Raw genomic sequence first — 26,899 nt, forward strand, 5'->3', positions numbered from 1 at the left:
GGGCGGCCCGCGGGCTCCGCCCCGGAACGCAAGGCGCCCCCCACGCACCCGCCAGAGCCCACTTACCCTTGCTGCCTTCCGGCCCTGGGGGAGTTGGGTGAGATAGCGCCACGTGAGGGGCTGGCCCCACCCTAGCGGATGGATGCCCCCGGAATCGAGCCGGACCCCTGCCCGATCCCCGCCCGGCGATCACGTTCGCGAGCACCCCTCAACGTCTTGTATTGTTTGCGGCGGAGGATTCGCCTAGTGGCCTAGGGCGCACGCTTGGAAAGCGTGTTGGGGGCAACCCCTCACGAGTTCGAATCTCGTATCCTCCGCCAGTGCCTCACCGGGCACGTTGTAGAAGGGCCCCGCTGCTTGCAGCGGGGCCCTTCTACGTTGTCCGTCTCAGTTTCCGTCTCACTTGCTTTCGGGCGATGCTCCCCAGAGGGCTTCGCCCACCTGGCCCGCTGCCTTCTTCAGCAGGGCCCCGGTCACGTGCACCGGGCCCGCATCCGAGCAGCCCCGCCCGGCTCCCAGCCCGTGATCGCGTCCACCACGACATCCGGGACGCCGAGCAGGAGCAGCACCGTCGCAGCGGTGTGGCGTGCCTCGTGGAGCCTGCCGTCTCGGACCCCGGCGTCCTGCAGCAGCTGCTTCCACCGGTGGTAGCGGTGTTCGGAATCAGAGGCCCGCCGGTCGGAGACGCGAAGACGTACCCGAGCCATCCCGATCGGCGCCGGCCTCCAGACGCTCGCGCTCCTGCTCCTCCTGGTGGGCCCGAAGCAGCTTGATGACCGGCTCCGCAGGCCGATGGTCCGGCGCCCGGCCCGCGATTTGGTGTTCTTCCGGGTCCTCAGATAGCCCGCGTCGAGGTCCACGTCCTCCCAGCGGAGACCGAGCGCCTCCCCCTGCCTCGGGCCGAGGGCACACCTGCCTCAGGCCGAGGGCCCACGCGCCGACCCAGCGCGCGCTGTTTCGGAGCTTGGACGCCTCCAGCAGGAGCCGCTGTACCTCTTCGATCGTGTAGGGCTCGACGTCCTCTTCTTCGAGCCGGGGAGCCTTGGCGATCTCCGCTGCGTTGGTGGCTATGTGCCCGCGCCGTACGGCCTCTCCCAGAGCAACGCGAATGGTGCGGTGCACATGGTGCGCGGTGGCTGCCTTGCTCCCGGACTTTCGCATCGTGGCGCAGAAAGCCTCCCGGTCTCCCAATTCGGGAAATTTCAACGCCTCTGTGAGCGACGCGCTCGCGAGATGCCGATGCCCTTCGGGGGAATCCGCCTACGTACGGCACCGGCGGCAAGGCAAATGCGTCATGCTGGGCGCCAGTGCCGGGGCGGCTCCGGTGCTGTTGTGGCACGGCCCGACGAGGTGCATCTCGATGAAGTCCCGATCAACGCTGGCACCCTGGCTGGGCCGTCTCGGCGCCCCGCGCCTGGCGCGCGTACTCGCGACGCGGAACGACGCGGCGTCACCACCGGAGCCGCGCACGGTGGGGGAACTGGCGGACCGCCTCCAGCGCCCGGGGTCGGTGGCTCTCGCCCTGCCACGGCTCACGCTGCCGTGCCTGCAGGTGGCCGAGGCGTTGGCAGCTCTTGGCGGACCTGCGACGCCTGGTGCCCTGGCGGAGCTGCTGGGAGCGACAGACGCCGAAGCCGCCAGCGGACTGGACGCAGCGCTGGAGACACTGGCCGATCACGCGCTGGTCTGGCCGGACGGTAACGGCACACTCCGCATGGCCGCACCCCTGCGGCAGGCGTGGGACGCGCCACTGGGGCTGGACTCTCCCCTGGAGAAGCTGCTGACGGGCGCGACCTCGGACGAGCTGCGCGGCATGCTGGTGGCACTGGGCATCAAGCCGCCGGGCACCAAGCAGCAGCGGCTGGCCGCCTTGATGGAACACCACAGCGACCCACAAGCCATCGTCGAAGTGGTGGCACGAGCACCCGCGGTCACACAGAAGCTGCTGGCCCACCGAGCGGGGGCTGCGCCGAGGCAGCCGCAGGTCATCCTGTTCGGGACCGCTGGCCCCGTCCTCGAACCGGGGGCGCGATGGGCACTCGACCGGGGACTCCTGATCCAGGACCGCCACCGGTACGGCGGCCCTGCGCGCATGCCCGTCGAAGTCGCGCTGGCGTTGCGCGGGCCCGGCTGGCACGCCCCCTTCGACCCGCTTCCGCCCTCCCCTCAGCTGGTGCCCATCACCCCCGCCGAGGTGGAGCAGGAGGCCACGGCCGCGGCCACGGCGTTCGCCGCGCAGGCCGCCTCGGTCCTCTCGGCCTGTTCCTCGACTCCGCCGGCCAGGCTCAAGTCCGGTGGGATCGGCGCACGTGAGCTGGCCCGGATCGGCAAGGCCGCCCAGGCCGACGAGGCGATGGTCCGCATCACCCTGGAGACCGCTTATGCGGCCGGGCTGCTGGCCTGGGACGGCGACCTCGTGGCGCCGACAGAGGAATACGACGTGTGGGCGGAACAGGAGCCCGCGGAGCGGCTTGCCACGCTGCTCCAGGCGTGGCGCGACCTACCGCTCACCCCCACCCAGGCGCGCGACGAGGACAACAAGGCGCTCCCCGCCCTCGCGGGGGCACCGCCCTGCAACGGCTGCCGCCAAGCTCGCCACGGGCTGTTCGCCGCAGCGGCACGGCTCCCGACCGGTCAGGGTGTGAAGGCCGCCTCCGATCTCGGACCGACGGTGGCCTGGCACCGCCCGCTCGCCGACGCCTCGCCCATGGACGTCACCCCGTTCGCCGCGGTCATCCGCGAGGCCGAACTGTTCGGAGTGATCGCCCGAGGCGCGCTGTCGGCTCTCGGCGCCCATCTGCTCGCCGACGACGCACCAGGACTGACCGCCGCCTGCCGACGGCTCCTGCCCCCGGCCACCGCAGTGGCCCGGATCGGCGCCGACCTCACCGCCGTCGTCGCCGGCGCACCTGCCGCGCGGCTCGCCTTGGTCCTGGATGCAACCGCAGACCGGGAGATCAGTGGCACGGCCTCGGTGTGGCGGTTCAGCTCCGGCAGCATCCGACGGGCCCTGGACGCCGGCCGCGATCCAGAGGACATCGCAGCTGATCTGACTGCCATCGCCGCCGGGCCCCTGCCCCAGCCGCTGTCCTACCTCATCGCCGACACCGCGCGCGGGCACGGACGCGTGCGCATCGCCCCTGCCGCCTGTGTCCTCCACGGCGAGGAGCCGGCGCTCCTCACCGAGCTCGCCGCCCATCGGAACCTCGCCAAGCTCGGCCTGCGGCAGCTCGCGCCGACCGTGTTGGTCAGCCGCAGCTCACTCGACACGACCCTCGCAGCGCTCCGCGCCGAGGGCTACGCCCCCGTCGCCGAGACGGCCGGGGGAACCGTACGCGTCGAGAAAGTCCGGCCCCAGCGGGCGGCCGCTGCTGTTCCGGCCCCTCGGAAGGCCGGCGCCAAGCGCGGCGTCCGAAGCACGGCCATCCGCACCTCGGAGGTCCCGACCGCCGCCGACATGGATGTCCTGGCCGTCCGGCTGCTGACCGCACCACCGACCGCGCCGGAACCCGACCCCTTCGGCAGCGGAGTCCCCTTCGGGACGGACACCGAGGAGATCGTCGCCGGATACGCGAAGCACCTGTCGTACAGCGATGTCCGCCAGCTCGCCCATGCCATAGACGCCGGCGCCGCCATCACGGTCGAGTACGTCGCCACCTCGGGCAGTCGCACCGTACGCACCCTCAGCAGCCTGGAACTCGACCCGCCCTACCTGGAAGCCTGGTGCCACCTGCGCGAAGCCGGACGCCTCTTCACGCTCTCCCGCATCCACGGCGTCATGCCCCCATAGACCGGTCAGGCACTGAGGTCAGCGCTGCAGCCCGAGGATCAGCCGGACAGAGTCCTCCACACGATGCAGCTCACCCGGGGCCAGCAGCCCCAGCTTCCTCCGCAGCCTCGACTTCGCCACCGTGTGCAGGTCCGCACAGTTCACGTACGACTTCGTACTTCGTCAGGCCCGATCAGAACATGGGTGACCTGCGGACCGGAGGTGCCGCTGATCCCCGCGACCGTGACGGAGGCGAGCGGTTCCGCGATCCGGTTGACCGTGAGAACGACCACCGGATGCGGCCCCACCGGCTGGGGCAACGCGCAGACCCAGACTTCGCCACGCAGCGCCGTACCAGGGCTCACCACTGCATGTCGTCCGCTGCCGCAAGCTCGGCGCCACTCGGCTCGACCGCGCCTTCGGGCAGCGGCGCGGACCGGGCCGCGGTCACCTTCGACTGCGCGACCAACGGTCCCCAGCACCATGTGTTCGGCAACAGCCCGGTGCTGCTGGCGACCCGCCTCGACGGGGAGGACCTCGACGAGGCGGGCGCGCAGCTGGTGGTCCCGGCCGACCGGTGCGGGGCGCGCTACGTCAGCGCGGTCACCCGCGTGTGGTTCGGCGCACTGCCGCCGCCGACCCGCGGGGCGTGAGGGCCCCGCGGGGCCCGAGGGCTCAGGCGGTCGCGAGGGCGATCTCGGTGGACTTGATCAGCGCGACCACCGGCGACCCGGCCTCCAGGCCGAGCGCGTCCACGGCGTCCCGGGTGATCGCGGCAGTCAGACCGCCCCCGTCGACGTCCACCTTGACGGAGGCCATGGCGGCGCCGGCGGTGATGTCGGAGACGGTGCCGCGGAGCTGGTTGCGGATGCTGATGCCGTCCACGGGGCCGGTGGCGAGCGCGACTTCGGTGGCCTTCACGAGAGCGGTGACGGCGGAGCCGTCGGCGATGCCGAGGTCCTTCACGGCGTCCTTGGTGATGGCGGCGGTGATGTGCTGGCCGCCCTCCAGCCGCACCTTGACCGTGGCCATGGCCTGGCCGGCGGTGATGGCGGTGACGGTGCCGGCGAACTGGTTGCGCATGCTCAGGCTCATGTGTGCTCGACCTCTTGCGTAGGGGTGTCGTCGTCCGGTCCGCGGGAGGCCCGCCGCGCCGTGCGGGGAGCGGCAGGCCCGCGCGGAGGTCAGGCGTCCGACATCTTCGGCATCTCGCCCGTCGTCTTCCCCATGTCGATCACCGCGAACGCCGCTCCCTGCTGGTCCGTCAGCGCGGCGAACCGGCCGAACGGGCTGTCCATCGGCCCGAAATGGAGCGTCCCACCGTGCGACTGCGCCTTGGCGACGGCGTCATCGCAGTCCGGGACGGCGAAGAAGACCTGGATGTACGGAGGGATCTCCGGCGGGAACTCGTCGCCCATCCGCATCCGGCCGAGCACCGGGTTCTGCGGGCCGCCGACGCTGTAGATCTTGTAGTCCATCCCGGCCGCCTCGGGGTCGTCGCCGGTCTCCATCCGCTGGACGCCGTACGGGAAGACCTCCTTCAGGAACGCGTCCGCCTTCTCCGGGTCCCGCGTGAAGACCTCCGCCCACGCGTACGCGCCCGGCTCTCCGGTCTTCTCGAAGCCCCTGTGCTCGCCCGGCTGCCACACGCCGAACACCGCCCCGCTCGGCTCCTTCGCCAGCACCATCGTGCCGAAGCTGCCCACCTGCATCGGCTCCATCATCAGCTGCCCGCCCGCCGACTTGATCTTCTCGGCTGTCGCCTCGGCATCGGGCGAGGCGAAGTACAGACACCACTGCGAGGGGGCGTCGCCCCCCGGCATCGGCGGGACCACGGCCGCGACCGCCTTGCCGTCGGAGTAGGCCTGGGTGTAGTTGCCGTACTCGCTGCTCGCGTCGCCGAACGTCCAGCCCAGCACCTCGCCGTAGAAGCTCTTGGCGCCCTCCACGTCCTTGAACATCGCGTCCACCCAGCAGGGAGCGCCTTCGGGGAACTCAGCCATGATCGATCGACTCCTGTGTCGTCGTGTCGTTCCGTATGTGGTGCGGGTCGTGTGACGCGGGTCGCGTTCCGCGTGCTTCTCACGCTAGGCGGGCGGTGCGGCGACCGCGCGGGGAACGCGCCCGCGCGGGACGCTGGAGGCATGGACATCACGATGCGGCTGGCCCAGCAGCCGGAGGCCGACGCGCTCCTCGGCCGCAGCCCCCTCGCCGCGCTCGTCGGCATGCTGCTGGACCAGCAGGTGCCGATGGAGTGGGCGTTCTCGGGGCCGTACACGATCGCCCGGCGACTCGGCGCGGAAGACCTGGACGCCCACGCCATCGCCGCGTACGACCCGGAGGCCTTCGCCGCGCTGCTCTCCGAGAAGCCGGCCGTGCACCGCTACCCGGGATCGATGGCGAAGCGCGTCCAGCAGCTGTGCGCGTACCTCGTCGAGCACTACGACGGGGACGCGGAGGCCCTCTGGCGCGGGGTGGGGACCGGGAAGGAACTGCTGGAGCGGCTCAAGGCGCTGCCCGGCTTCGGCGAGCAGAAGGCGCAGATCTTCCTGGCCCTGCTGGGCAAGCAGCTGGGCGTCCGACCCACGGGCTGGCGCGAGGCGGCCGGCGGCTACGGGCAGGCGAACGTCTACCGCTCGGCAGCCGACATCACCGGGCCGGAGTCGCTGGCCAAAGTACGGGCGCACAAGCAGGAGATGAAGGCCGCCGCCAAGGCGCGGAAAGCCGTGGATTGATCCGAGGAGGGCGGTCGGAGCGGGCGGTCGAGGAGGGCCGGCCCCGTACGGCAACCGCTACGCGGAGAGCGCCGCCCGGGCCGGCCTCCTGCGCAGCGCCGACGCGTAGACCTCGTCCGCGTCGAGGCGCCGCAGCTCCTCCGCGACCAGCTCGGCCTTGCTGCGGATCTTCAGGGCCACCTTGCGGTCCGGGCTGCCCGGCAGGACGAGGGTGGCGAGGGACCCGTTCGGGCGGTCCACCTGGATCTCCCCGCCCGTGGTCTCCAGCCGGACCCGCGTGATCACCGGCCCGTCCGTGGTGATCCGCTCCACCGGCACCCCGAGGCGGTCCTCCAGCCAGCGCGCCAGCAGCTCGGCGCTCGGGTTGTCGGCCTCGCTCTCCACCGCCCCGGCCGTCACCGGAAGCGGCTTCTGGTCCAGCGCGGCGGCCAGCAGGGACCGCCAGGGCGTCAGCCGGGTCCAGGCCAGGTCGGTGTCCCCGGGAGCGTAGACCCCGGCCCGCTCGTCCAGTACGCCGACGGGGTCCGCCGCCGCCTCGGCGTCCGTGATCCGGCGCTGCGCCAGCGCGCCCAGCGGATCCCGGGCGGGGTCGTCGGGGGCGTCGGCCGGCCACCAGGCCACCACCGGCGCGTCCGGCACCAGCAGGGGCAGGACCACGGAACCGGCCTGGGCGGTGAGCGCCCCGTGCAGCCGCAGCACCACGATCTCCCCGCTCCCGGCGTCCGAGCCGACCCGCAGCTCGGCGTCCAGGCGGGTCTGGCGGAGCTTGTGCGGGCCGCGCGAGGTGCGCTTGATCACCGCGATGATCCGGCACGGGTGCTCGCGGGAGGCCTCGGAGGCCGCGCGGACGGCGTCGTACGCGTTCTCCTCGTCGGTGGCGATGACGAGCGTCAGCACCAGGCCCATGGTGGGGCTGCCGATGGCCCGGCGGGCGTCGAGCAGGGCCCGGTTGACCTTGCTGGAGGTGGTGTCGGTGAGTTCGGTCCGCATGGTCGAAGTCTGTCAGCGGCCGGCCGCCCGGCAGCACCCGGTCCGGAACTCCCGCTGCCGAATACGTCACCTGTGCCCGGTGGCCGGCCCGAACGGCCCGAAGCGCGGGTACCTCATCGGCGCCGCTTCGCCGTTCCGAAGACCGACCGGGAGATCTCCCGGCCCAGCTGGCTTCCGATCGAGCGCGCCAGCGAGCGGAACATGCCGCTCCCGACGACCTGTTCGGCCAGCGACCGCTCCTTCGGCGCCCTGCGCCCCGACTTCGCGGCCGCCCTCTGCTCCTTCTCGGCCTGCTTCTCGGCCTCCGCCGCGGCAGCGGCCTGCTCCGCCGCCGCCTCCGCCGCCGCCTGCTCGGCGCTGATCTTCTCGTACGCCGACTCCCGGTCCACCGGCTGCCCGTAACGGGCGTACAGCGCCGAGGACTTCACCGCCTGGTCCAGCGCCGCCGGCCCGATCGGGCCCATCAGCGACTGCGGGGCGCGCAGCCGGGTCGCCGCCACCGGGGTCGGCGCGCCCTTCTCGCTCAGTACGGTGACCACCGCCTCGCCCGTCCCGAGCCCGGTGAGCAGCTCCTCCAGGTCGTACGGCGAGGTGGGGAAGGTCTTCACGGTCGCCTTCAGCGCCTTCGCGTCGTCGGGCGTGAAGGCGCGCAGGGCGTGCTGGATCCGGTTGCCGAGCTGGCCGAGCACGCCCGCCGGCACGTCCTTCGGGGTCTGCGTCACGAAGAACACACCGATCCCCTTGGAGCGGATCAGGCGCACGGTCTGGGTGATGGACTCCAGGAAGGCCTTCGAGGCGCCGTGGAAGAGCAGGTGCGCCTCGTCGAAGAAGAAGACCAGCTTGGGCCGCTCCAGATCGCCGACTTCGGGCAGGTCGGTGTACAGGTCGGCCAGCAGCCACATCAGGAAGGTGGAGAACAGCTGCGGCTTGTCCTGGACCGCCGGGAGTTCCAGTACGGAGACCAGCCCGCGCCCGTCCGGCGCCGTACGCAGGAATTCGCCGGTGTCGAACTCGGGCTCCCCGAAGAACTCGGCGGCGCCCTGCTGCTCGAAGGCGGTCAGCGCCCGCAGGATCACCCCGGCCGTCGCCGTGGACAGCCCTCCGATGCCCTTGAGCTCGGCCTTGCCCTGGTCGGAGACGAGGAAGGCGACGACCGCGCGCAGGTCCTTGAGGTCGATCAGCTCCAGGCCCTTGGCATCGGCGTAATGGAAGATCAGGCCGAGGGACTGCTCCTGCGTCGGGTTGAGCTGGAGCACCTTCGACATCAGGACCGGGCCGAAACTCGTCACGGTGGCCCGTACCGGAATGCCGGGACCGATCCCGCCCAGCGCGTAGAACTCGCTGGGATATCCGGTGCCCTGCCACTCCTGGGCGACCTCCGCGGCCCGCCCGGCGACGCGCTCGCCCGGGGTACCCGGCGCCGAGATGCCCGACACGTCGCCCTTGATGTCCGCGAGGAACACCGGGACGCCGTTCGCCGAGAGTTGCTCGGCGATGAGCTGGAGGGTCTTGGTCTTGCCCGTTCCGGTGGCGCCGGCGACCAGGCCGTGCCGGTTGAGCACGGACAGCGGGATGCGGATCTGCCGGTCGGGCAGACAGGCCCCGTCCCAGAGCAGGGCCCCCAGGTCGAGCGCGGGCCCGGTGAAGGCGTACCCGGCGGCGATCCGGTCGGCCGGGGACGCGGGCTCGGTGCTCTCGCTCATACGTCACTCCCGAATTGGACCTGTGTGCCACTTTTGCACCGGGATTGCGAGGCTGCGCCCGCAGGCACCGGCCCGGTAGGCTTTCCGTGTGATCTTCAAGCGCATCGGAAACGGGCGGCCGTACCCCGACCACGGCAGGGAAACCACCCGGCAGTGGGCGGATGTCGCCCCGCGCCCGGTCCGGCTCGACCAGTTGGTGACCACCAAGGGACAGCTGGACCTTGAGACGCTGCTCGCCGAGGACTCGACCTTCTACGGGGACCTCTTCGCCCACGTCGTGAAGTGGCAGGGCGACCTCTACCTGGAGGACGGCCTGCACCGCGCCGTACGCGCGGCCCTCCAGCAGCGCCAGGTCCTGCACGCGCGCGTCCTCGAAATGGACTGACCGCCAGGACCTGTCCGGCTGCCCGCCCATCCGTACGCTTCCCGGCGCTTTCCCGGCGCTTCCGGTTCGCGCGGATTGCGCCTTTCGGGTCGGTCTTGCCCTATCAACACATCATTTGGTGGGCATCGGCAGCGGGCGGTACTACGCTGCGCCCATGAGCATGCTCACTCCCCCCGGCATGGGCGGAAAGTACCGCGTCACGGGAGCGGCCTACCCCCGCATGAGCCGGCCCCGGCGGCGCCGTCGGATCGTCCTCACCGCGCTCGGAGCGGTCCTTGGCCTCGCCCTGCTCGGCTACGGGACCCTGCAGCTCATGGACGTCTTCCGCGGCGGGAGCGGCGGAAAACGCCACGCCACCGCCGGCCGGGACTGCCCGACGGCGACACCGGCCAAGCCGAAGGCGGGGGGCGCCGCGGCAGCCGCGGCCAACGCCTCCGCCGCACCCGCCGTCACCCTCCCCGAGCCGGGCCAGATCACGGTCAACGTCTACAACGCGACGCCGCGCGCGGGACTCGCCAAGGCCGTCGGGGACGAGCTCAAGAAGCGCGGCTTCACCGTCGGCAAGGTCGGCAACGCCCCCGCCGACTTCGACAAGAAGGTGCCGGGCACCGGGATACTGCTCGGCTCCCCCACGACCGACAAGGGCGCCTACTCCGTCCTGGGCACCCAGATCGAGGGCGACACGCAGCAGACCGACGCCCGCGAGGGCGCGGACATCGACCTGATCCTCGGCGACGCCTTCAAGGAGCTCAGCCCCAAGGAGACCGCGGACCGGGAACTGGCCGTCCTGGCTCACCCGCAGCCCGCGCCCGCCAAGACCTGCTGACGCGCCGACCACGCCCACCACGCCGACCGCGCAGCCGAGCCGCCGCGCCGCCAACGGAACGCCGCAGGGCCGCCCTCCAGGGCGGCCCTGCGGCGTTCCTGTCGTCCTGACCGGCTCTGCCTACTCGGCCGAGCCGTACATGCGGTCTCCCGCGTCGCCCAGCCCCGGCACGATGTAGCCGTGCTCGTTGAGCCGCTCGTCCACCGCGGCCGTCACCACCGTCACCGGCGTGCCCGCGAGCTCGCGCTCCATGACCTCGACGCCCTCCGGCGCGGCCAGCAGCACCACGGCCGTGACGTCGTCGGCGCCGCGCTTGATCAGCTCCTGGATCGCCGCGACGAGCGTGCCGCCGGTGGCCAGCATCGGGTCGACGACGTAGACCTGGCGTCCGGAGAGGTCCTCCGGCATGCGCGTCGCGTAGGTGGAGGCCTCCAGGGTCTCCTCGTTGCGGACCATGCCGAGGAAGCCCACCTCGGCGGTCGGCAGCAGCCGCACCATGCCGTCCAGCATGCCCAGGCCGGCGCGCAGGATCGGCACGACCAGCGGGCGCGGGTGCGAGAGCTTCACACCCGTGGTCGGGCCGACCGGGGTGGTGATGTCGGACTGCTCGGTGCGGACGTCGCGGGTGGCCTCGTACGCGAGGAGGGTCACCAGCTCGTCGGCGAGCCGACGGAAGGTGGGGGAGTCGGTGCGCTTGTCGCGCAGGGTGGTCAGTTTGTGCGCCACCAACGGGTGATCGACGACCTGCAAACGCACAACATCCTCCAAGACTCAGCTGTCGGGTTCCGACCTGCGACCTGCAAAAACGGCCGCATGTTTCCGCGACCCACAGGCAAAAGGCTACGCGGTGCGCGCACCCGCGCGCGTACGAACGGTCGGCCGCGCGGTGGCGAGGCGGCGGCGGCGGGCGGGCGGGGCTGCGGACGGCGGTGGCCTGGGGGTGGCCGGGGGGCGCAGGCCCGCGTATTGCGGCCCGCCCGCACGCCCAGCAGGCTGGACGGATGAGGAACGCACCGGTGATCGCGGCCGTCGACGGATCCGAGCACAGCCTGGCGGCCCTGGAATGGGCCCGGACCGCGGCCCTGCGCCACCGCACCGGGCTCCTGGTCGCCCACGTGCTCCCCGACAGCTCCCAGTTGTACGCGGCCCGCCGCTCCGCCCTGGCCGACGCCTCCGAGCCCGAGCAGTACGCCGACCCGGTCGCCGAGCAGATCCGCGACCTGCTCGCCGCGGCCAAGGCCGCCGACCTGCCGGACGAGGTGCGCTACGAGGCGCTGGAGGGCTCCGTCCCCGAGGCCCTGAGGGTGATCGGCGCCGAGGCCCGGATGCTGGTCATGGGCTCCCGGGGCCGCGGCGGCTTCGCGGCCCTGCTGCTCGGCTCGAACAGCCGCGCCGTGTCCGCGACGGCCCCCTGCCCGGTGGTGGTGGTTCCGCACGCGGCGCGCGGGGTGGAGGCCGCCTCGGAGCCATCGGCCGGGCGGGTGGTGCTCGGCCTGCACGCCGCCGAGACCGCCGACGACGTACTGGACTTCGCCTTCGCGGAGGCGGCCGCACGGGTGACCACCGTCCAGGTGGTCTCCGCGTACGCGGTCCCGCCCGCGCCGGCCCTCGTGATCGACAGCCCCTTCATGGTGATCCCGCCGGAGGGCCTCGCCGACGACGGCGACGCGGTGCCGGCGGAACGGGAGATGCTGAGGTCCCAGACGGAGCGGCTGGCAGCGTGGCGGACCCGGTATCCCGACGTGCCGGTCGAGCAGGCCGCCGTCCCCGGGGACGCCGCGGGCCGGCTGGTGACCGCCTCCCGGTCGGCGGCGCTGGTGGTGGTGGGACGCCACCATCCGCGGCGCAGTGTCGGGTCCCTGATGATCGGATCGGTGGCGCACGCCGTCCTGCACCACGCGCACGGCCCGGTGGCCGTCGTACCGACCCTGTCGGACAGCGTCTGACCTGCACGGGGGTGGCATCAATCGGCCTGCCCGGGGGAAAGTGGAGGCAGGGGGGTCTGCTTCGCGCCTGCGGAGGAGGACGACCGGACCAGCCAGGGGTGGTGGCCGATGCCTGACACGCAGCCGAGCCAACAGAATGACGAGTCCGAGGCGACGGAGACGGTGGCGCAGCGAAGGGCGCGCCGGGCCCAGTTCCTGCGCGACCTGATGGAGGCGCGGGCCCTGCGCGACCGCGTCCAGCCCCGCCGCGCCCGCGCGGCGCGCATGCGCCAGCAGATGCGCATGCGCACCTTCCGCTGGTAGCGGCCGGCACCCGGAGCGCGACACGGCCGAGCTGCCGGGTCGATCCGTACCGCGCCGTACGGCCCCGGCGGAGCGGCCCGTACGGCCCGCCGAAGGGACGCCGCGCCGGGGCGACGCAGGTGGATCGGCGGCGGCCGACAGGCCGCCCCGCCGCACCCTCGCACCCCGCGGAGCGCACGGCACGGCACGACGCAAGCGCGGAAGACCTCTCGCAACGCCGCCGTTTCTGCCACGATGCCGATTGGGCGGGGCACGAAACGGTGAGCAGGACGGCCGTTCCAACCCTCCCCACCTCCGGCCGGGGGGACCTCCAACCGGCACGCCTATGACCAGTGGGAGAGTCACGGTGTATTTCGCCGCACTGCTCGCGCGCACCGAAGACGGGTGGGAAGCGAGCGACATGGAACTCGACGACGTCGAGTCCCTCAGTGATCTGATCGATCTCGCCCGTGCCGCCGCTGTCGACGACGACACGGTGGTCGCCCTCATCGAGCAGGAGGACGCCTGGTTCGGCGTCGTCCGCGTGGACGGCGAGGAGGACCCGCGGTACTTCGTGTCGAACGCCTCCGCGGCCTCCCGCAGCTCCTACGGCTCGATGCTGACCGACGAGCTGCTGGGCAGCGACGAGGAGGACGACGAACTCGACGAACTGGACCTGGACGGCACCGAGGACGGCGAGGAGGACACCATCTCGGCGTTCACCGACCTGGAGGACGGCGAGGACGAGGAGGTCGGGTCGGGCGCGGAGCCGGTCCCGGCCGGTCCGCTCGGCGACCCCCGGCTGCTCGACGACCTCGGCGTCAGCCACAAACAACTGATGACCCTCGACGGGGACGCCCTCTCGGAGATCGCCGATTCCCTCGGCGCCACCGAGGTGCTGGAGGCCGTCCGCTAGTGATCGCCATGCACCACCCCACGCACGGTCCCGATCCCGTCCGGGACCCGTGGCGGGACTCCATGCGCCTGGCGCTCCAGGAGGCCGCCCGGGCGGTGCCGGCCGGCGATGTGCCGGTCGGCGCCGTCGTGCTGGGCCCGGACGGGGGTCTCCTCGCCACCGGGTACAACGAGCGGGAGGCCACCGGCGACCCGACGGCGCACGCCGAGGTACTGGCGCTGCGGCGGGCGGCCGCCCGGCTGGGGGAATGGCGGCTCGCGGGGTGCACCCTGGTGGTGACCCTGGAGCCGTGCGTGATGTGCGCGGGCGCGCTCGTCCAGTCGCGGGTGGCGCGCGTCGTGTACGGGGCTGCGGACGAGAAGGCGGGCGCGGCGGGCTCCCTGTGGGACCTCGTACGGGACCGGAGGCTCAACCACCGTCCCGAAGTGGTCCGCGGCGTGCTCGGCGAGGAGTGCGCGCAACAGCTGACGGACTTCTTCAGGGACCTCTGAGGCGGCTCGGCGACACCGATTTCAGTGGATGCCGATCCTTAGGCTAGGATCCATCTCGGTAGTGTGTCCGAGTGGCCGAAGGAGCTCGCCTCGAAAGCGAGTATGGGGCAACCCATCGGGGGTTCAAATCCCTCCACTACCGCTTCTACCGAGAGCCCCGCCCCGCAAGGGACGGGGCTCTCGGCGTCTTTGCGCTCGCGGCGTTCTTGCGCTCGCGGCGGCCTCGCTCCCGGCGGTGTTCCCGTACGGACGCGGCCGTTCCGGGCCGCCGGCGCGGACGGGCGCGGCCGTTCGGGGCAGCCGGTGCGAACGGGCGCGGGCCGCACGGCCGCCGGTGCGTACTCCGCTCCGGTGAGGGCGGGGGCGGCCGCGCGTGACCGGCCGCCCGCTCGGCCGTTGTCACGGCATGACCAAGACCCAGCGCATGCTCGCCGCCTTCGCCCTCGCGGGGGCCGCCGCGGGCCTCGCCGCACCGGCCGCCTCCGCCGCCCCCCTGGCCCCGCTCGCCCTCCCGGACCTGCCGCAGGCGGCGCCGAACATGCCGGAAGGGGCCACGCCCGGCTCCGTGCAGGAGATCGGCTCCATGGTCACCCCCGGGCTGAACCAGCTCGGCCAGCTGATGGACCTGCCGAACCACCTGGCGCCCGTGATCGCCCCCGTCGAGCCCGTCCTGGGCCTGGCCGGCGCCATCCAGTAGCCGTCCGGGCCGCCCGCCGGCGCTTTCGCCGGCGAGGACGGACCTGCACGTCCGGGCCGCGGTCAGGGGGAAGCCCGCGGCCCGGAGCCCGCAGTGAAGCCCTGTCCCTCACCCACCGGTTTCCTGCCAGAACCGGTGGGTTCGTCTTCCATACTGCGCCGCGCGCCCCGCGCACCCAGCGGCAAAAGGCCCGGGACGCCGGGCCGTTGGTCCATAGAGCCCGGGTGAGTGCCCGGACATGACCGGTTAGACTCACCCGACTGCGCAAAGCCCGGTTGGGGAGGCCGACACCGCTCATGGAAACCAAGAAGATGATCATGGGTGGACTGTTGGTGTTCGTCCTCTTCGTGATCATCACCCAGCCGGTCAAGGCCGCCGACATCGTCAAAATAGGCTTCCAGGGCATTTCGGACGCCGCCCACGGCATCGGCGCGTTCATGACCGAACTGGTGCGCTGACCCGTACGCTGAAGCGGCTTCCGGACTTCCGGCCCCCCACTCCGACGGGTGGGGGGTTTTGCGTTACCGGCGCGCTCCCGCGCCGCCCGGGCCGGCCTTGTCGTGGCCCCACCCAAAACACCCCATTATGCCCAACTTGCCCTCAACACGGCGATATACGGTGCTTGCACACAGTGCACATGTCTTGTGATGCTATGACCGCTTTTGACGGATGAGTTACATGAAGGGGTGGCGTGACCGTGCCGGCCAGTACAGCGCCTCAGGTGCCACCCCAGCAGGACCCCCAGCACGGACCTCAGCACGGCTCCCAGCACGGGATCGAGCAGATCCACCAGGTCCAGCAGACCCGACAGGTCGAGAAGAAGGTCGAGCAGCAGGCCGAGCAGCAGACCGAGGAGCAGACCGAGCACGGGAGCGGCCACGACGCCCAGGTCCCGCCCCAGCATGAGGCCCAGCCGCACCCCCAGCCGCACCCCCAACCGGGCACCCGGCCGGATGCCCCGGCCGGAGCGGCCCGGGCGGCCGACACCCCGCACGCCCGGCCGGAGGCCCTCCCGCAGGCCCCCGAGGAGCCGCCGGCCGCCCCCAGGCCGCAGGGGCGGGGCGCCGACACCCGGGCCCTCACCCAGGTCCTGTTCGGGCAGCTGAAAGGGCTCCAGCCGGGCACCAGCGAGCACAACCGGGTGCGCGGGGCCCTGATCGAGGCCAACCTCCCGCTCGTCCGCTACGCGGCCGCCCGCTTCCGCAGCCGCAACGAGCCGATGGAGGACGTGGTCCAGGTCGGCACGATCGGGCTCATCAACGCCATCGACCGCTTCGACCCCGACCGCGGGGTGCAGTTCCCCACCTTCGCCATGCCGACCGTCGTGGGCGAGATCAAGCGGTACTTCCGCGACAACGTCCGCACCGTCCACGTGCCGCGCCGGCTCCACGAGCTGTGGGTGCAGGTGAACGCCGCCACCGAGGACCTCACCACCCTGCACGGCCGGACCCCGACCACCCCCGAGATCGCCGAGCGGCTGCGGATCACGGAGGAGGAGGTGCTGTCGTGCATCGAGGCCGGCCGCAGCTACCACGCCACCTCGCTGGAGGCCGCCCAGGAGGGTGACGGGCTGCCCGGGCTGCTGGACCGCCTCGGTTACGAGGACCCCGAGCTCGCCGGTGTCGAGCACCGCGACCTCGTACGGCACCTCCTCGTACAGCTGCCCGAACGTGAACAAAGGATCCTGCTGCTGCGGTACTACAACAATCTGACGCAGTCGCAGATCAGCGCGGAGCTCGGGGTCTCCCAGATGCACGTGTCCCGGCTGCTCGCGCGGAGCTTCGCGCGCCTGCGATCCGCAAACAGGATCGAGGCTTAACCGGAACGAGTGGAGATCGCTCCACCGTTTCCCGACAGAACGGGCTCATTCCGCTCTGTCGCTGGAGACATATGTCGACATGGCGCTACAGCGCGTTGCCGACATGTGACATTCTGCTGGAACCGCGTTTGCCGCAGCCCCGCCTCCGGTATTCAGGTGGAGGCTGCGTTCCTCCGACGGGCGCGCCCAACGCGACCGTCCGCGACCTCAAGGGGGTGGCATGTCCGTAGATCAGGGCAGCTCCAAGGTGCTCACACTCGTCAAGAGCGAGGCGCCGGCAGCACCTGCAGCGTTCGACCGCTCGGAAGCCATCGACACCCGCACCCTCTCCCGCTCCCTCTTCCAGCGACTTGCCGCCCTGGACGCGGACAGCCCCGAACGGGCGTACGTACGCGACACCCTGATCGAGCTGAACCTGCCCCTCGTGCGGTACGCGGCCGCCCGCTTCCGCAGCCGCAACGAGCCGATGGAGGACATCGTCCAGGTCGGCACGATCGGCCTGATCAAGGCGATCGACCGGTTCGACTGCGAACGCGGGGTGGAGTTCCCGACGTTCGCCATGCCGACGGTCGTGGGCGAGATCAAACGATTCTTTAGGGACACGTCCTGGTCCGTGCGCGTCCCGCGCCGCCTCCAGGAACTGCGCCTCGCCCTCACCAAGGCCAGCGACGAGCTCGCACAGAAGCTCGACCGCTCGCCGACGGTGCCCGAACTGGCCGCCGTGCTCGGGGTGTCGGAGGAGGACGTGGTTGACGGTCTCGCCGTCGGCAACGCCTACACCGCCTCCTCGCTCGACTCGCCCTCCCCCGAGGACGAGGGCGGCGAGGGCTCCCTCGCGGACCGCCTCGGCTACGAGGACAGCGCCCTCGAAGGCGTCGAGTACCGCGAGTCGCTGAAGCCGCTGCTCGCCAAACTCCCGCCCCGGGAACGGCAGATCATCATGCTGCGGTTCTTCGCGAACATGACCCAGTCGCAGATCGGCGAGGAGGTCGGCATCTCCCAGATGCACGTCTCGCGGCTGCTGACGCGCACGCTCGCGCAGCTGCGGGTGGGCCTGATCGGCGAGTGAGGGCGGCGCCCGGCCGGTGAGCGCGTACGGGTTCCCATCTGACGCGGAGTCAGCGACACTACCGCGATGCGAATGGGACCGCGCGCGTTCACCCTCCTCGCCCTGTGCTGCACGGCCGCCGCCGGCCTGACCGGCTGCGGCGGCCCCGTACGCGACGGCTACGCGGCCGCGGGCGCGGTGGCCCCCGGCCCGGAGCGGGTCGCGGGCGACAACGTCGCCCCGCAGGCCCCGGTGGAGTTCCAGCCGCTCTCCGGCCCGTCGGCGGCGGGCGGATCCCCGTCCTCCACGCGTACGGCGCCCGGCGCACCGGAGGTCCAGCCCCCGGCCGGCTCCGCCCAGGGCGGAGCCACGAGCACCGCGCCCGGCGCCCCGCTGCCGCCCTCCACCGCCCCCGGGGCGAGGCCGACCCCCACCCGGCCCACCACCCCCGGCGCCCCGCCGGGCGGCACCCCGGGGACCACCCCCGGCACCACCCCGGGAACCACACTGCCGCCCGCGTCCACTCCGGCGCGGCTGACGCCCGGCCCGCTGACCCGCGCTCCGGCGGCGGACCGCTGGTGCGAGCGGGTGACCGTGGGATTCACCAACACCGGCAGCACGGCGGCCCGTTCGGGCACGGTCGGCTTCGAGACGCACATCATCGGCGCCCTCGGCATCGACTGGGCGACGATCACCACGTCCCAGCCGCTGCCCGCGCCCATCCCGGGTGGCACGACGAGTACGCAGACCTACACGGTCTGCGTGGAGTCCTGGCGGGTCCCCCTGGGCATGCACGTGGAGACCCGCCGGGCCACGGCCACCTGGAGCTGAGCGTCGTGCGCCCAGGGCTTGACCCGGCGCTCGGCCCAAAGGCTCGGCCCCGGACTTGACCCAGGCTCGGCCCCTGGCTTGACCCAAGGGCTCAGCCCCGGGCTCGACCCAAGGGCGCGGCTCCGGGCTCGACCCAAGGGCTCAGCGCAGGGCCAGCCAGGCGACCGCGCCGATGAGGAGCACGAGGCCGAGGGCCAGACCCAGCCGGGCCCCGGTCTTCGAGCCGGCCGGCTTCGCCTGCCGCCGCGAGCCGGGGGCGGCCGCCCGCACGGGCTCGGCCTCCTCGACGAACGCCCGGAACATCTGGGTGCTGCCCGCGGGGTCGTAGTTGCCCTCGGGACCCTGGGAGTTGTGGTTCGAGTTCGAGTACTGGTTCGCAGCCATGGGTCAGGACCCTAGCGGGTTTTCCGATTCCTTTACCGCCCCACCCTCCGGATTCATTTGCCTGTAGCAACCAATGGCTTCTATGGTTGCCCTAAGCAACAACTACCGAGAGGGAGAGGGGGACACCCGGTGACCACCGCCCCCCGCTACGAGGAGCTGGCCCGCCAGCTCACCGGCATCGGCGCGGTCAAGCGTGATCTCGCCCGCATGCTCCCCGCGGACTGTCCGCCCGGCTCCGCCGCCGTGCTCACGCTGCTCGACCGCCACGGTGAGATGCGGCTCAGCCGCCTCGCCGACCACATGGCCGTCGACATCTCCGTGACCAGCCGCCACGTGGCCCACGTCGCCGACCGCGGGTGGATCACCCGCGACATCGACCCCGGAGACGGCCGCTGCCGGATCCTGCGGCTCACCCCGGCCGGCCGCGCGCTGCTCGCCGAGCTCGGCGCCCGGTACACCGGCGCCCTCGAAAGAGCGCTCGCCGACTGGTCCGCCCACGACATCGACGTACTGAACACCCTGCTGTCCCGGCTCCGATCGAGCTTCTAGACACTTCCGGACGAAGGAACCACATGGCTACCCCCACACCCACCGGTGTGCGGGCAGGCGGCCCGTCGGAGACCACTTCCGACGGCGTGCCCGCGCCCGCCCCCGCCCCCATGACCCACCCGCAGATCATGAAGGCGCTGTCCGGGCTCATGCTCGGCATGTTCGTGGCGATCCTGTCGTCCACGATCGTCTCCAACGCCCTGCCGCAGATCATCAGCGACCTCGGCGGCACCCAGTCCTCCTACACCTGGGTCGTCACCGCGGCCCTGCTGTCGATGACGGCGGCGACCCCGCTCTGGGGCAAGCTCTCCGACCTCTTCAGCAAAAAGCTGCTGGTCCAGATATCCCTGGTCATCTATGTCCTCGGCTCCGTGGTCGCCGGCATGTCCCAGAACACCGGCATGCTCATCGCCTGCCGCGTGGTCCAGGGCATCGGCGTCGGCGGCCTGTCCGCCCTCGCCCAGATCGTGATGGCCGCGATGATCTCCCCGCGCGAGCGCGGCCGGTACAGCGGCTACCTCGGCGCGGTGTTCGCCGTCGCCACCGTCGGCGGTCCGCTGCTCGGCGGCGTCATCACCGACACCGAGTGGCTGGGCTGGCGCTGGTGCTTCTACGTCGGCGTCCCGTTCGCGATCATCGCCCTGATCGTCCTGCAGAAGACGCTGCGCCTCCCGGTCGTCCGCCGCGACGTCAAGGTCGACTGGCTCGGCGCCTTCCTGATCAGCGGAGCCGTCTCCCTGCTGCTGATCTGGGTCACCCAGGCCGGGGACTCGTACGGCTGGCTGTCCTGGACCACCGTTGCGATGACCGGCGGCGCGGTGGTGCTCGGCGTGCTCTTCGTGCTCGTGGAGTCCCGGGCGAGCGACCCGATCATCCCGCTGCGCCTGTTCCGCAACAAGACCATCAGCCTCGCCTCGGCCGCCTCGCTGTTCGTCGGCATCGCGATGTTCTCGGGCACGGTGTTTTTCAGCCAGTTCTTCCAGTTGGCCCGAGGTGAGTCCCCCACGATGTCCGGAATCCTGACGATTCCGATGATCGGCGGGCTCTTCGTCTCCTCCACGGTTTCCGGTCAGGTGATCACCAAGACCGGCAAGTGGAAGGCCTGGCTCGTCTCCGGCGGCGTCCTGCTGACGGCCGGGCTCGGCCTGCTGGGCACCCTGCGGTACGACACCCCGTACTGGCACATCGCGGTCTACATGGCGCTGACCGGCCTCGGTCTCGGCATGATGATGCAGAACCTGGTCCTCGCCACCCAGAACCAGGTGGCCCCCGAGGACCTGGGCGCGGCCAGCTCCGTCGTCACCTTCTTCCGCTCGCTCGGCGGCGCCATGGGCGTCTCGGCGCTCGGCGCGGTCATGGCCAACCGGGTCACCCACTACGTCAAGGACGGGCTGGCCGCACTCGGCCCGAAGGCGGCGGCCATGGGCCACGGCGGCACCGCCGGGGGAGGGATCCCCGACCTGGACAAGCTCCCCGCGCCGTTCCGCCAGGTCATCGAGTCCGCGTACGGGCACGGCGTCGGCGATGTCTTCCTCTACGCCGCTCCCTGTGCGCTCCTCGGGCTGATCCTGGTGCTGTTCATCAAGGAGGTCGCCCTGAAGTCGAAGCCGGCGGTGCACACCCCGGCGGCAGCCTCGACGCCGGCCGCCGCGGCAGCCGAATAGCCGCTCCGGGGGGCACGCGGGGAGCGGCCCGCTAGGCCCGGCCCCGGGCCGGCAGGCCGTTCCGTGCGGCGGCCTTCGCCTCGATACCGGCGATCAGGACGTCGAGCGCCAGGCCGAAGTCGCCTTCGGTCGCCCCCCGGATCGAGCCCCCGCAGCCGTGCAGGAACTGCGACACGGCCAGGTGGGCGCCGGTCCGGGCGCCCTCCGTCAGGCCGGTGGCATCGAGCAGCCGCTGCAGCGCCGCGTCGAAGGCCCGGGCGTGCGGGCCGATGTTCGGGCACGCCGCGGTCAGCGGAGCCACCCAGGGGTGGTCCGCCAGCAGCCGCCGGTAGCCGAAGGCGAGCAGACGCAGCCGGCCGGGCCAGCCCTCGGGGGCCGACCCGGCCGGACCGGTCTGCGGCAGGGTGAGCTCGCCCAGCGCCCGGTCGAGGGCGAGTTCGAGCAGGTCGTGCTTGGTGTCCACGTACCAGTACAGGGACATCGCGGTGACCCCGAGCCCGGCCGCCAGGCGCCGCATGGAGAACCGGGCCAGTCCTTCGGCGTCGAGCAGCCGGACCGTCGCGCAGGTGATCCGCTCCCGGTCCAGGCCGGACGGCGCCTCACTGCGGCGTCTGGCGGGGGCGGCCGGCCGGGAGGCCAGCCACACGCTGGTTCGGGTCGTGCCGGAATCGGCAGCGGTCACCATGGAGGCACCCTCCTCACAACAGCTGGATCAGCCCGGAATGCCCGGTCCGCCCACTTGATGCTAGAGGGTGCCCCTCGCGTTCCGCCTGGTTCAGGACGGGGTGGACACGCCGTTCAGAGGGGCCGTCAGGTCGTAGAAGGTGGCACTGCCGACGGTGACGGAGCGGAAATTGGCCCGCACCCAGCTCGCGATGGCGGTGCTCGTGGAGCCGCCGGGGCCGCCCGGGCCGCCGGGACCACCACCGCGCGTGGCCTCGCCGCCTGAGCCGTTGCCCTCACCGATGAAGTAGTGGATCCTCCCGGACTTCACGTACTCCTGGAACTTCACCAGGGTCGGCGACGGGTCGCTGCCGTTGAAGCCGCCGACGGGCATCACCGGTTGACCGGAGGCCAGCTGGTAGCTCGCCGCGTTCTGGGCGCCGACGGCGGCCGCCGCCCAGGTGTAGGCGTCCGCATCCTTGCGCAGCGCCGCCGTGGCCTGTGCGCTGGGCTTCGTACCGTTCAACAGTCCGCCGGGGCCGCCTGCGGTACCGCCGCGCCCGGAGCGCTCGCCGGGGACTCCGGTGGCTCCCCCGGGCATCCCGGCGCCGAAGGGGCCGCCGCCCGGGAACCCCTGGGCCGCGTTGCCCGCCCCGCCCCGGGGGCCTCCCTGAGGACCGCCCTGCCGTCCCTGCTGCCCCTGGCCCTGCTGTCCCTGGCTGGGGCCCTGCGGGGCGGCGCCCGGCGGAAGGTCCCCGCCCCCGGGGAACCGCATGCCCATCCGGCCGCCCGCGACCGCGGGCCCGGCCGTCACGATCGACCCTCCGCGCGCGGAGTCCACGGTGGTCAGGCAGTACGCGAGCGGACCGGCCAGGGCGGCGCCCAGGCCCAGGGCCGCCGCTCCCACCGCGAAACGGCGGCCGAGCCGGGCCCCGAGGAGCAGCCCGAGGGCGGCGGCCGCACCGGCCGCCAGGACCGTCCAGCGCAGCCACGGCAGGTAGCCGGAGGAGCGCCCCAGCAGGACGTACGACCACACGGCGGTCAGAGCGAGGGTGCCGGACAGCGTGACCGCGGCGGCCCGGCTGCCCCGTTCCTCCCACAGCAGCGCGGTGCCCATCCCGACGAGCGCGGCCACGAAGGGCGCCAGCGCCACGGTGTAGTACTCGTGGAAGATGCCCTGCATGTAGCTGAAGACGAGGGTGGTGATCAGCAGCGCCCCGCCCCAGACCAGGAAGGCGGCGCGGGCCATGCCCTCCAGGGAGTCGGCGGCGCGGCGGGCCCGCCAGGTGATGACCAGTCCGGCCACCAGCATGATCAGGGCGGCGGGCAGCAGCCAGGAGATCTGACCGCCGATGGTGGCCGAGAAGAGCCGGTCGATCCCGGTCTCCCCCCAGCCGCCGCCACCGCCGCCACCGGCTCCGCCAGGGCGTGCACCGCCGCCGACGCTGCCGGTCTCGTTGCCGTTGATCCGGCCGAGGCCGTTGTAGCCGAGGGTCAGCTCCAGGAAGGAATTGGTCTGCGAGCCGCCGATGTACGGGCGGGAGGCCGCCGGCCAGAGCTCCACGATCGCCACCCACCAGCCGCCCGCCACCACCATCGCGGCACCGGCGAGCAGCAGTTGCCCGAGTCGGCGGCGCAAGCGGGTGGGTGCGCAGACGGCGTACACGAGGGCCAGCGGCGGCAGGATGACGAAGGCCTGCAGGGTCTTGGTCAGGAAGGCGAAGCCGATCGCGACTCCCGCCCAGACCAGCCACTTCGTGTGGGCGCCGTCGAGCGCACGCAGCACGCAGGCGACGGTGACCGTCAGCAGCAGGGTGAGCAGCGCGTCGGGGTTGTTGAAGCGGAACATCAGCGCGGCGACCGGCGTCAGCGCGAAGACCGCGCTGCTGATCAGGGCTGCCGCGGGCCCGAAGTGGCGGCGTACCGCGGCGTACAGCACGGCGGTGGTGCCGACGCCCATCAGAGCCTGCGGGACGAGGATCTGCCAGGAGCCCAGTCCGAACAGCCGCACGGACAGGGCCATCGGCCACAGGGCGGCCGGGGGCTTGTCGACGGTGATGGAGTTCCCGGCGTCCGACGAGCCGAAGAAGAAGGACTTCCAGCTCTCGCTGCCCGCCTGGACGGCGGCGGAGTAGAAGGAGTTGGCGTAGCCGGAGGCGCCCAGGTTCCACAGCAGCAGGACGGCCGTGACCAGGAGGAGCGCCGCGTAGGCGGGCCGCTCCCAGCGGGGGCGCTCCCGGCGGGAGTGCGCGGAGCTCGCCCCGGCGGCGGTCGTCGGCGACTGCGGGGTCGGGGCCCGTTCCGGGAACGGGGAGTCCATGGGGGGTACGGCCGTGGTCATCGGATGTCGTCCTTCACAGGGGTGATGCGCCGATCGGGAAAGACCCAGGCGCGGAAGAGCAGGAACCGCAGCACGGTGGCGGCGAGGTTGGCCGTGATCAGGACGGCCAGTTCGGTGCTGTGGGCGGGGCGGGAGGTGGCGGCGCCGAGCGCGGCGAGGGAGCCGCTGGTCAGCGCCAGGCCGACGGCGAACACGACGAGCCCCTGCGCCTGGTGGCGGACGGCCCTGGCCCGGCCTCGGACCCCGAAGGTGAGCCGGCGGTTGGCCGCGGTGTTCGCCACGGAGGAGACCAGCAGGGCGGCGGCGTTGGCGAGCTGCGGGCCGGTGCCGAGCCGGAAGAGGGAGTACAGGAGCAGATAGCCCACGGTGGACAGCACGCCGACGGCGCAGAAGCCGAAGAGCTGGCGGGCCAGGCCGCTCGGCAGCCCGGGCAGGGCGCTGCGGTCGCGCGGATCGTCCCCGAAGGGGCGGGCGAGCCGGTCGAGCGGCAGTGCGCCCACGGCCAGGGCCCGGCCCACCCGCCAGACGCCCTTGAGGTCCTCGGTGGCGGTCTTCACGATGTGGACGGTGGAGTCTGGGTCGTCGACCCAGTCCACCGGCACCTCGTGGATCCGCAGTCCGGCCCGTTCGGCGAGCACCAGCATCTCGGTGTCGAAGAACCAGCCCGAGTCCTCCACGAGCGGCAGCAGGCGCTGGGCGACGTCCCGCCGGATGGCCTTGAACCCGCACTGGGCGTCACTGAAGCGGGCGGCGAGCGAGGACCGCAGGAGCAGGTTGTAGGCGCGGGAGACGAACTCCCGTTTGGCTCCGCGCACCACCCGTGAGGAGCGGGCGAGGCGGGTGCCGATGGCGAGGTCGGAGTGTCCGGAGATCAGCGGGGCGACCAGCGGCAGCAGCGCGTTGAGGTCGGTGGAGAGGTCCACGTCCATGTACGCGAGGACGGGGGCCTCGGAGCGGGACCAGACGGTGCGCAGGGCGCGGCCGCGGCCCTTCTCCTCCAGGCGGGTGCTGCGTACGCCGTCGACGGTGCCCGCAAGGGCGGCCGCGACCTGCGGGGTGCGGTCGGTGCTCGCGTTGTCGGCGATCGTGATCCGGAAGGGGTAGGGGAAGGTACGGGTGAGGTGGTCGTGGAGCCGGCGCACGCACGGGCCGAGGTCGTTCTCCTCGTTGAAGACCGGGATCACCACGTCGAGTACGGGCTCGCCGGGCACGGGCGCGAGGTGCGTCCGAGCGGGGAGGGCGCCCAGAGAGGTGTCGATTGGCATGCCCCGACCCTCGCCCGGCGGGCTGTCACCGCTGTGTGCTGAGCCTGTGCCCTGTCTGTGAGTTCCGCTCCGTGCGCTCGCGTTCCGCGGCCAGGGGCAGCAGGACTTCGAAGCAGGTCCGCCCCGGCTCGCTGCGTACGTCGACCCGGCCGTCGTGCGCGCTCACCACGGCTTCGACGATGGCGAGTCCGAGACCGGTGGAGCCCGCGTTGCGTGAGCGCGAGGCGTCGCCGCGCGCGAACCGCTCGAAGACATGGGGGAGCAGGGCGGGCGGGATGCCGGGCCCGTCGTCCTCGATCCGCAGCCGGACGGCGGATGTTTCACGTGAAACGTGGGCCGTGACAGTGGTGCCGGGCGGGGTGTGGGTTCGGGCGTTGGCGAGCAGGTTGACCAGGACCTGCTGGATCCGGGCCGGGTCGGCGCGGACGGGCGCGGGCTCGTCGGGGAGGGTCAGGCGCCAGTGGTGCTCGGGCCCGGCGGCCCGGGCGTCGCTGACGGCATCGATGACGAGCGGGGCCAGGTCGGTGTCGGTCGAGCAGAGCGGACGGCCCGCGTCGAGCCGGGCCAGCAGCAGCAGGTCCTCGACGAGGCCGGTCATCCGGGTCGCCTCGGACTCGATGCGGCCGAGGGCGTGCCGGGTGTCGGGACCGGGCTCTTCCCGCCCGCGGCGGGTGAGTTCGGCGTATCCGCGGATGGAGGCGAGCGGGGTGCGCAGCTCATGGCTGGCGTCCGCGACGAACTGCCGGACCCGCATCTCGCTCTGCTGGCGGGCGGTGAGGGCGGAGGAGACGTGGCCCAGCATCCGGTTGAGGGCCGCGCCGACCTGGCCGACCTCGGTGCGCGGGTCGGCTTCGGCATCCGGCACCCGCTCGTGGAGGTCGGGTTCCCCACTGTGCAGCGGCAGTTCGGAGACGCGGGTGGCGGTGGCCGCCACCCGGCGCAGCGGACGCAGGGCGACCCCGACCAGGGCCTGTCCGGCGAGCGAGGCGGCGATCAGGCCGGCCAGGGTGACGAAGACCTCGACGGCGATCAGGGTGCTCACGGTGGAGTCGACCTCGGCGAGCGGGAAGCCGAGGATCAGGCTGCCGTCGGGCGCGGTCAGCGCCCGGTAGGCACCGAGTCCCGGCAGGTCCAGATCGACGGCCTCGGGCCGGTCCTGTCCGGCGGCCCTGCGGGCGGCCCGCTCGAAGGCGGCGGCCTGGACGGCGGTGAGGGGCTGGCGGGGCTCGTACCCGGGGCCGCCGACGGCGGCGCTGCGGCCGCCGGTGCCGACGGCCCTGCCGTTGGCGTCGAGCCGGATGCCGGCGGTGCCGAGCGGGCTGCCGGGGCCCAGGATGAAGGCGTCCTTGTCGCGGGCGGCCTTCGCCGCGCCGGCTCCGTGGGTCGCCATCTCGACGGAGACGCGCAGCTGCTCGTCGAGCTTGTCGACGAGGTAGGAGCGCAGCGCGAGGGTGGTGACGGCCCCGATGGCCGCGCCCACGACGGCGATCAGCGCCACCGCGGAGACGACGAGCCGGGCCCGCAGGGACCAGGCCCGCGGCGGGCGCAGCCAACGGGCCCCGCCCCTGAACGCGAGGCGCGGCCGTCGCACTGCC

The 26,899-nt window shown here is 72.5% G+C and carries 26 protein-coding genes, 2 tRNA genes, 1 other RNA gene and 2 pseudogenes; 18 read left to right on the forward strand and 13 right to left on the reverse strand.

Features of this window, described 5'->3' with window-relative positions:
* Positions 1-29: 29 nt before the first annotated feature.
* Positions 30-124: signal recognition particle sRNA small type (gene ffs / locus AC0666_RS06870), an RNA gene on the reverse strand.
* A gap of 108 nt (positions 125-232) precedes the next feature.
* On the opposite strand from ffs, the gene AC0666_RS06875 reads away from it, so the two are divergent.
* Positions 233-320, forward strand: a tRNA-Ser gene (locus AC0666_RS06875).
* Between the two features lie 153 nt (positions 321-473).
* Here AC0666_RS06875 and AC0666_RS06880 read toward each other — a convergent pair.
* Positions 474-860, reverse strand: coding sequence for a hypothetical protein (locus AC0666_RS06880; protein WP_478707215.1), 387 nt, complete (start codon positions 858-860; stop codon positions 474-476).
* 500 nt (positions 861-1,360) lie between these two features.
* Between AC0666_RS06880 and AC0666_RS06885 the strand changes: the two genes are divergently transcribed.
* On the forward strand, positions 1,361-3,790 hold the full coding sequence (locus AC0666_RS06885; RefSeq protein WP_478707216.1) for a helicase-associated domain-containing protein: 2,430 nt from the start codon (positions 1,361-1,363) through the stop codon (positions 3,788-3,790).
* Positions 3,791-3,808: 18 nt separating this feature from the next.
* On the opposite strand, the gene AC0666_RS06890 is transcribed toward AC0666_RS06885, so the two are convergent.
* The gene (locus tag AC0666_RS06890; protein WP_478707217.1) at positions 3,809-3,934 is read right to left on the reverse strand and encodes a hypothetical protein; all 126 of its coding nucleotides are present in this window, start codon (positions 3,932-3,934) and stop codon (positions 3,809-3,811) included.
* A gap of 206 nt (positions 3,935-4,140) precedes the next feature.
* Between AC0666_RS06890 and AC0666_RS06895 the strand changes: the two genes are divergently transcribed.
* Positions 4,141-4,422 carry a hypothetical protein gene (locus AC0666_RS06895; RefSeq protein WP_478707218.1) on the forward strand — a complete coding sequence of 94 codons (282 nt, stop codon included), beginning with the start codon at positions 4,141-4,143 and terminating at the stop codon, positions 4,420-4,422.
* Between the two features lie 22 nt (positions 4,423-4,444).
* On the opposite strand, the gene AC0666_RS06900 is transcribed toward AC0666_RS06895, so the two are convergent.
* Positions 4,445-4,864 carry a TOBE domain-containing protein gene (locus AC0666_RS06900; RefSeq protein ID WP_468583376.1) on the reverse strand — a complete coding sequence of 140 codons (420 nt, stop codon included), beginning with the start codon at positions 4,862-4,864 and terminating at the stop codon, positions 4,445-4,447.
* An 89-nt stretch (positions 4,865-4,953) separates the two neighbouring features.
* Positions 4,954-5,772, reverse strand: coding sequence for a VOC family protein (locus AC0666_RS06905; RefSeq protein WP_478707219.1), 819 nt, complete (start codon positions 5,770-5,772; stop codon positions 4,954-4,956).
* 141 nt (positions 5,773-5,913) lie between these two features.
* Here AC0666_RS06905 and AC0666_RS06910 point away from each other — a divergent pair, with 141 nt between their 5' ends.
* The gene (locus tag AC0666_RS06910) at positions 5,914-6,504 is read left to right on the forward strand and encodes an HhH-GPD-type base excision DNA repair protein (RefSeq protein ID WP_468966330.1); all 591 of its coding nucleotides are present in this window, start codon (positions 5,914-5,916) and stop codon (positions 6,502-6,504) included.
* Positions 6,505-6,561: 57 nt separating this feature from the next.
* Here the strand turns inward: AC0666_RS06910 and opcA are convergent, their stop codons facing one another.
* Entirely contained in the window at positions 6,562-7,494 is a 933-nt protein-coding gene (gene opcA / locus AC0666_RS06915; protein WP_468583371.1) for a glucose-6-phosphate dehydrogenase assembly protein OpcA, read from the reverse strand.
* Between the two features lie 113 nt (positions 7,495-7,607).
* Positions 7,608-9,197 (reverse strand): helicase HerA-like domain-containing protein, encoded by a 1,590-nt coding sequence (locus AC0666_RS06920; protein WP_478707220.1) that lies wholly within the window; start codon positions 9,195-9,197, stop codon positions 7,608-7,610.
* 88 nt (positions 9,198-9,285) lie between these two features.
* On the opposite strand from AC0666_RS06920, the gene AC0666_RS06925 reads away from it, so the two are divergent.
* A complete protein-coding gene (locus AC0666_RS06925) occupies positions 9,286-9,582 on the forward strand; it encodes a type II toxin-antitoxin system VapB family antitoxin (RefSeq protein WP_114058229.1) in 297 nt (98 codons plus the stop codon).
* Positions 9,583-9,736: 154 nt separating this feature from the next.
* On the forward strand, positions 9,737-10,408 hold the full coding sequence (locus AC0666_RS06930) for a LytR C-terminal domain-containing protein (RefSeq protein WP_478707221.1): 672 nt from the start codon (positions 9,737-9,739) through the stop codon (positions 10,406-10,408).
* A 120-nt stretch (positions 10,409-10,528) separates the two neighbouring features.
* Here the strand turns inward: AC0666_RS06930 and upp are convergent, their stop codons facing one another.
* A complete protein-coding gene (gene upp, locus AC0666_RS06935) occupies positions 10,529-11,164 on the reverse strand; it encodes a uracil phosphoribosyltransferase (protein WP_356845531.1) in 636 nt (211 codons plus the stop codon).
* Between the two features lie 245 nt (positions 11,165-11,409).
* Here upp and AC0666_RS06940 point away from each other — a divergent pair, with 245 nt between their 5' ends.
* From AC0666_RS06940 to AC0666_RS06985, 10 genes are all read left to right on the forward strand, one after another.
* Entirely contained in the window at positions 11,410-12,354 is a 945-nt protein-coding gene (locus tag AC0666_RS06940; RefSeq protein WP_478707222.1) for a universal stress protein, read from the forward strand.
* Positions 12,355-12,462: 108 nt separating this feature from the next.
* Entirely contained in the window at positions 12,463-12,657 is a 195-nt protein-coding gene (locus AC0666_RS06945; RefSeq protein WP_468966319.1) for a hypothetical protein, read from the forward strand.
* A gap of 346 nt (positions 12,658-13,003) precedes the next feature.
* Complete coding sequence (locus tag AC0666_RS06950) at positions 13,004-13,552, forward strand: tRNA adenosine deaminase-associated protein (protein ID WP_468583488.1); 549 nt, start codon at positions 13,004-13,006, stop codon at positions 13,550-13,552.
* A gap of 8 nt (positions 13,553-13,560) precedes the next feature.
* A complete protein-coding gene (tadA, locus tag AC0666_RS06955) occupies positions 13,561-14,043 on the forward strand; it encodes a tRNA adenosine(34) deaminase TadA (RefSeq protein WP_468966535.1) in 483 nt (160 codons plus the stop codon).
* A 57-nt stretch (positions 14,044-14,100) separates the two neighbouring features.
* Positions 14,101-14,185, forward strand: a tRNA-Ser gene (locus AC0666_RS06960).
* 264 nt (positions 14,186-14,449) lie between these two features.
* The gene (locus AC0666_RS06965) at positions 14,450-14,740 is read left to right on the forward strand and encodes a hypothetical protein (protein ID WP_468966317.1); all 291 of its coding nucleotides are present in this window, start codon (positions 14,450-14,452) and stop codon (positions 14,738-14,740) included.
* Between the two features lie 296 nt (positions 14,741-15,036).
* Positions 15,037-15,198 carry a hypothetical protein gene (locus AC0666_RS06970; protein ID WP_356845537.1) on the forward strand — a complete coding sequence of 54 codons (162 nt, stop codon included), beginning with the start codon at positions 15,037-15,039 and terminating at the stop codon, positions 15,196-15,198.
* 263 nt (positions 15,199-15,461) lie between these two features.
* Complete coding sequence (locus AC0666_RS06975) at positions 15,462-16,559, forward strand: RNA polymerase sigma factor SigF (RefSeq protein ID WP_478707223.1); 1,098 nt, start codon at positions 15,462-15,464, stop codon at positions 16,557-16,559.
* 220 nt (positions 16,560-16,779) lie between these two features.
* Positions 16,780-17,628: an RNA polymerase sigma factor SigF gene (locus tag AC0666_RS06980; RefSeq protein ID WP_356845539.1), complete on the forward strand. Its 849-nt coding sequence runs from the start codon at positions 16,780-16,782 to the stop codon at positions 17,626-17,628.
* Positions 17,629-17,694: 66 nt separating this feature from the next.
* Entirely contained in the window at positions 17,695-18,438 is a 744-nt protein-coding gene (locus tag AC0666_RS06985) for a hypothetical protein (protein ID WP_478707224.1), read from the forward strand.
* A 141-nt stretch (positions 18,439-18,579) separates the two neighbouring features.
* Here the strand turns inward: AC0666_RS06985 and AC0666_RS06990 are convergent, their stop codons facing one another.
* Complete coding sequence (locus tag AC0666_RS06990) at positions 18,580-18,822, reverse strand: hypothetical protein (RefSeq protein WP_361715888.1); 243 nt, start codon at positions 18,820-18,822, stop codon at positions 18,580-18,582.
* Between the two features lie 129 nt (positions 18,823-18,951).
* Between AC0666_RS06990 and AC0666_RS06995 the strand changes: the two are divergent.
* Both AC0666_RS06995 and AC0666_RS07000 read left to right on the forward strand, forming a co-directional pair.
* Positions 18,952-19,368: pseudogene (locus AC0666_RS06995) on the forward strand (MarR family winged helix-turn-helix transcriptional regulator); the annotation flags it as partial.
* 113 nt (positions 19,369-19,481) lie between these two features.
* A pseudogene (locus tag AC0666_RS07000) lies at positions 19,482-21,029 on the forward strand (MDR family MFS transporter); the annotation flags it as partial.
* Positions 21,030-21,066: 37 nt separating this feature from the next.
* Here the strand turns inward: AC0666_RS07000 and AC0666_RS07005 are convergent.
* From AC0666_RS07005 to AC0666_RS07020, 4 genes are all read right to left on the reverse strand, one after another.
* Positions 21,067-21,720 carry a TetR/AcrR family transcriptional regulator gene (locus AC0666_RS07005; protein WP_468966306.1) on the reverse strand — a complete coding sequence of 218 codons (654 nt, stop codon included), beginning with the start codon at positions 21,718-21,720 and terminating at the stop codon, positions 21,067-21,069.
* Positions 21,721-21,810: 90 nt separating this feature from the next.
* Complete coding sequence (locus AC0666_RS07010) at positions 21,811-24,039, reverse strand: glycosyltransferase family 39 protein (protein WP_478707225.1); 2,229 nt, start codon at positions 24,037-24,039, stop codon at positions 21,811-21,813.
* Positions 24,036-25,304 carry a bifunctional glycosyltransferase family 2/GtrA family protein gene (locus tag AC0666_RS07015; protein ID WP_478707226.1) on the reverse strand — a complete coding sequence of 423 codons (1,269 nt, stop codon included), beginning with the start codon at positions 25,302-25,304 and terminating at the stop codon, positions 24,036-24,038. Before AC0666_RS07015 ends, AC0666_RS07010 begins: the two co-directional genes overlap by 4 nt.
* A gap of 25 nt (positions 25,305-25,329) precedes the next feature.
* On the reverse strand, positions 25,330-26,895 hold the full coding sequence (locus tag AC0666_RS07020; RefSeq protein ID WP_468966298.1) for a sensor histidine kinase: 1,566 nt from the start codon (positions 26,893-26,895) through the stop codon (positions 25,330-25,332).
* Between the last annotated feature and the right edge of the window lie 4 nt (positions 26,896-26,899).

This window comes from Streptomyces sp. NPDC043680 (assembly GCF_056436685.1).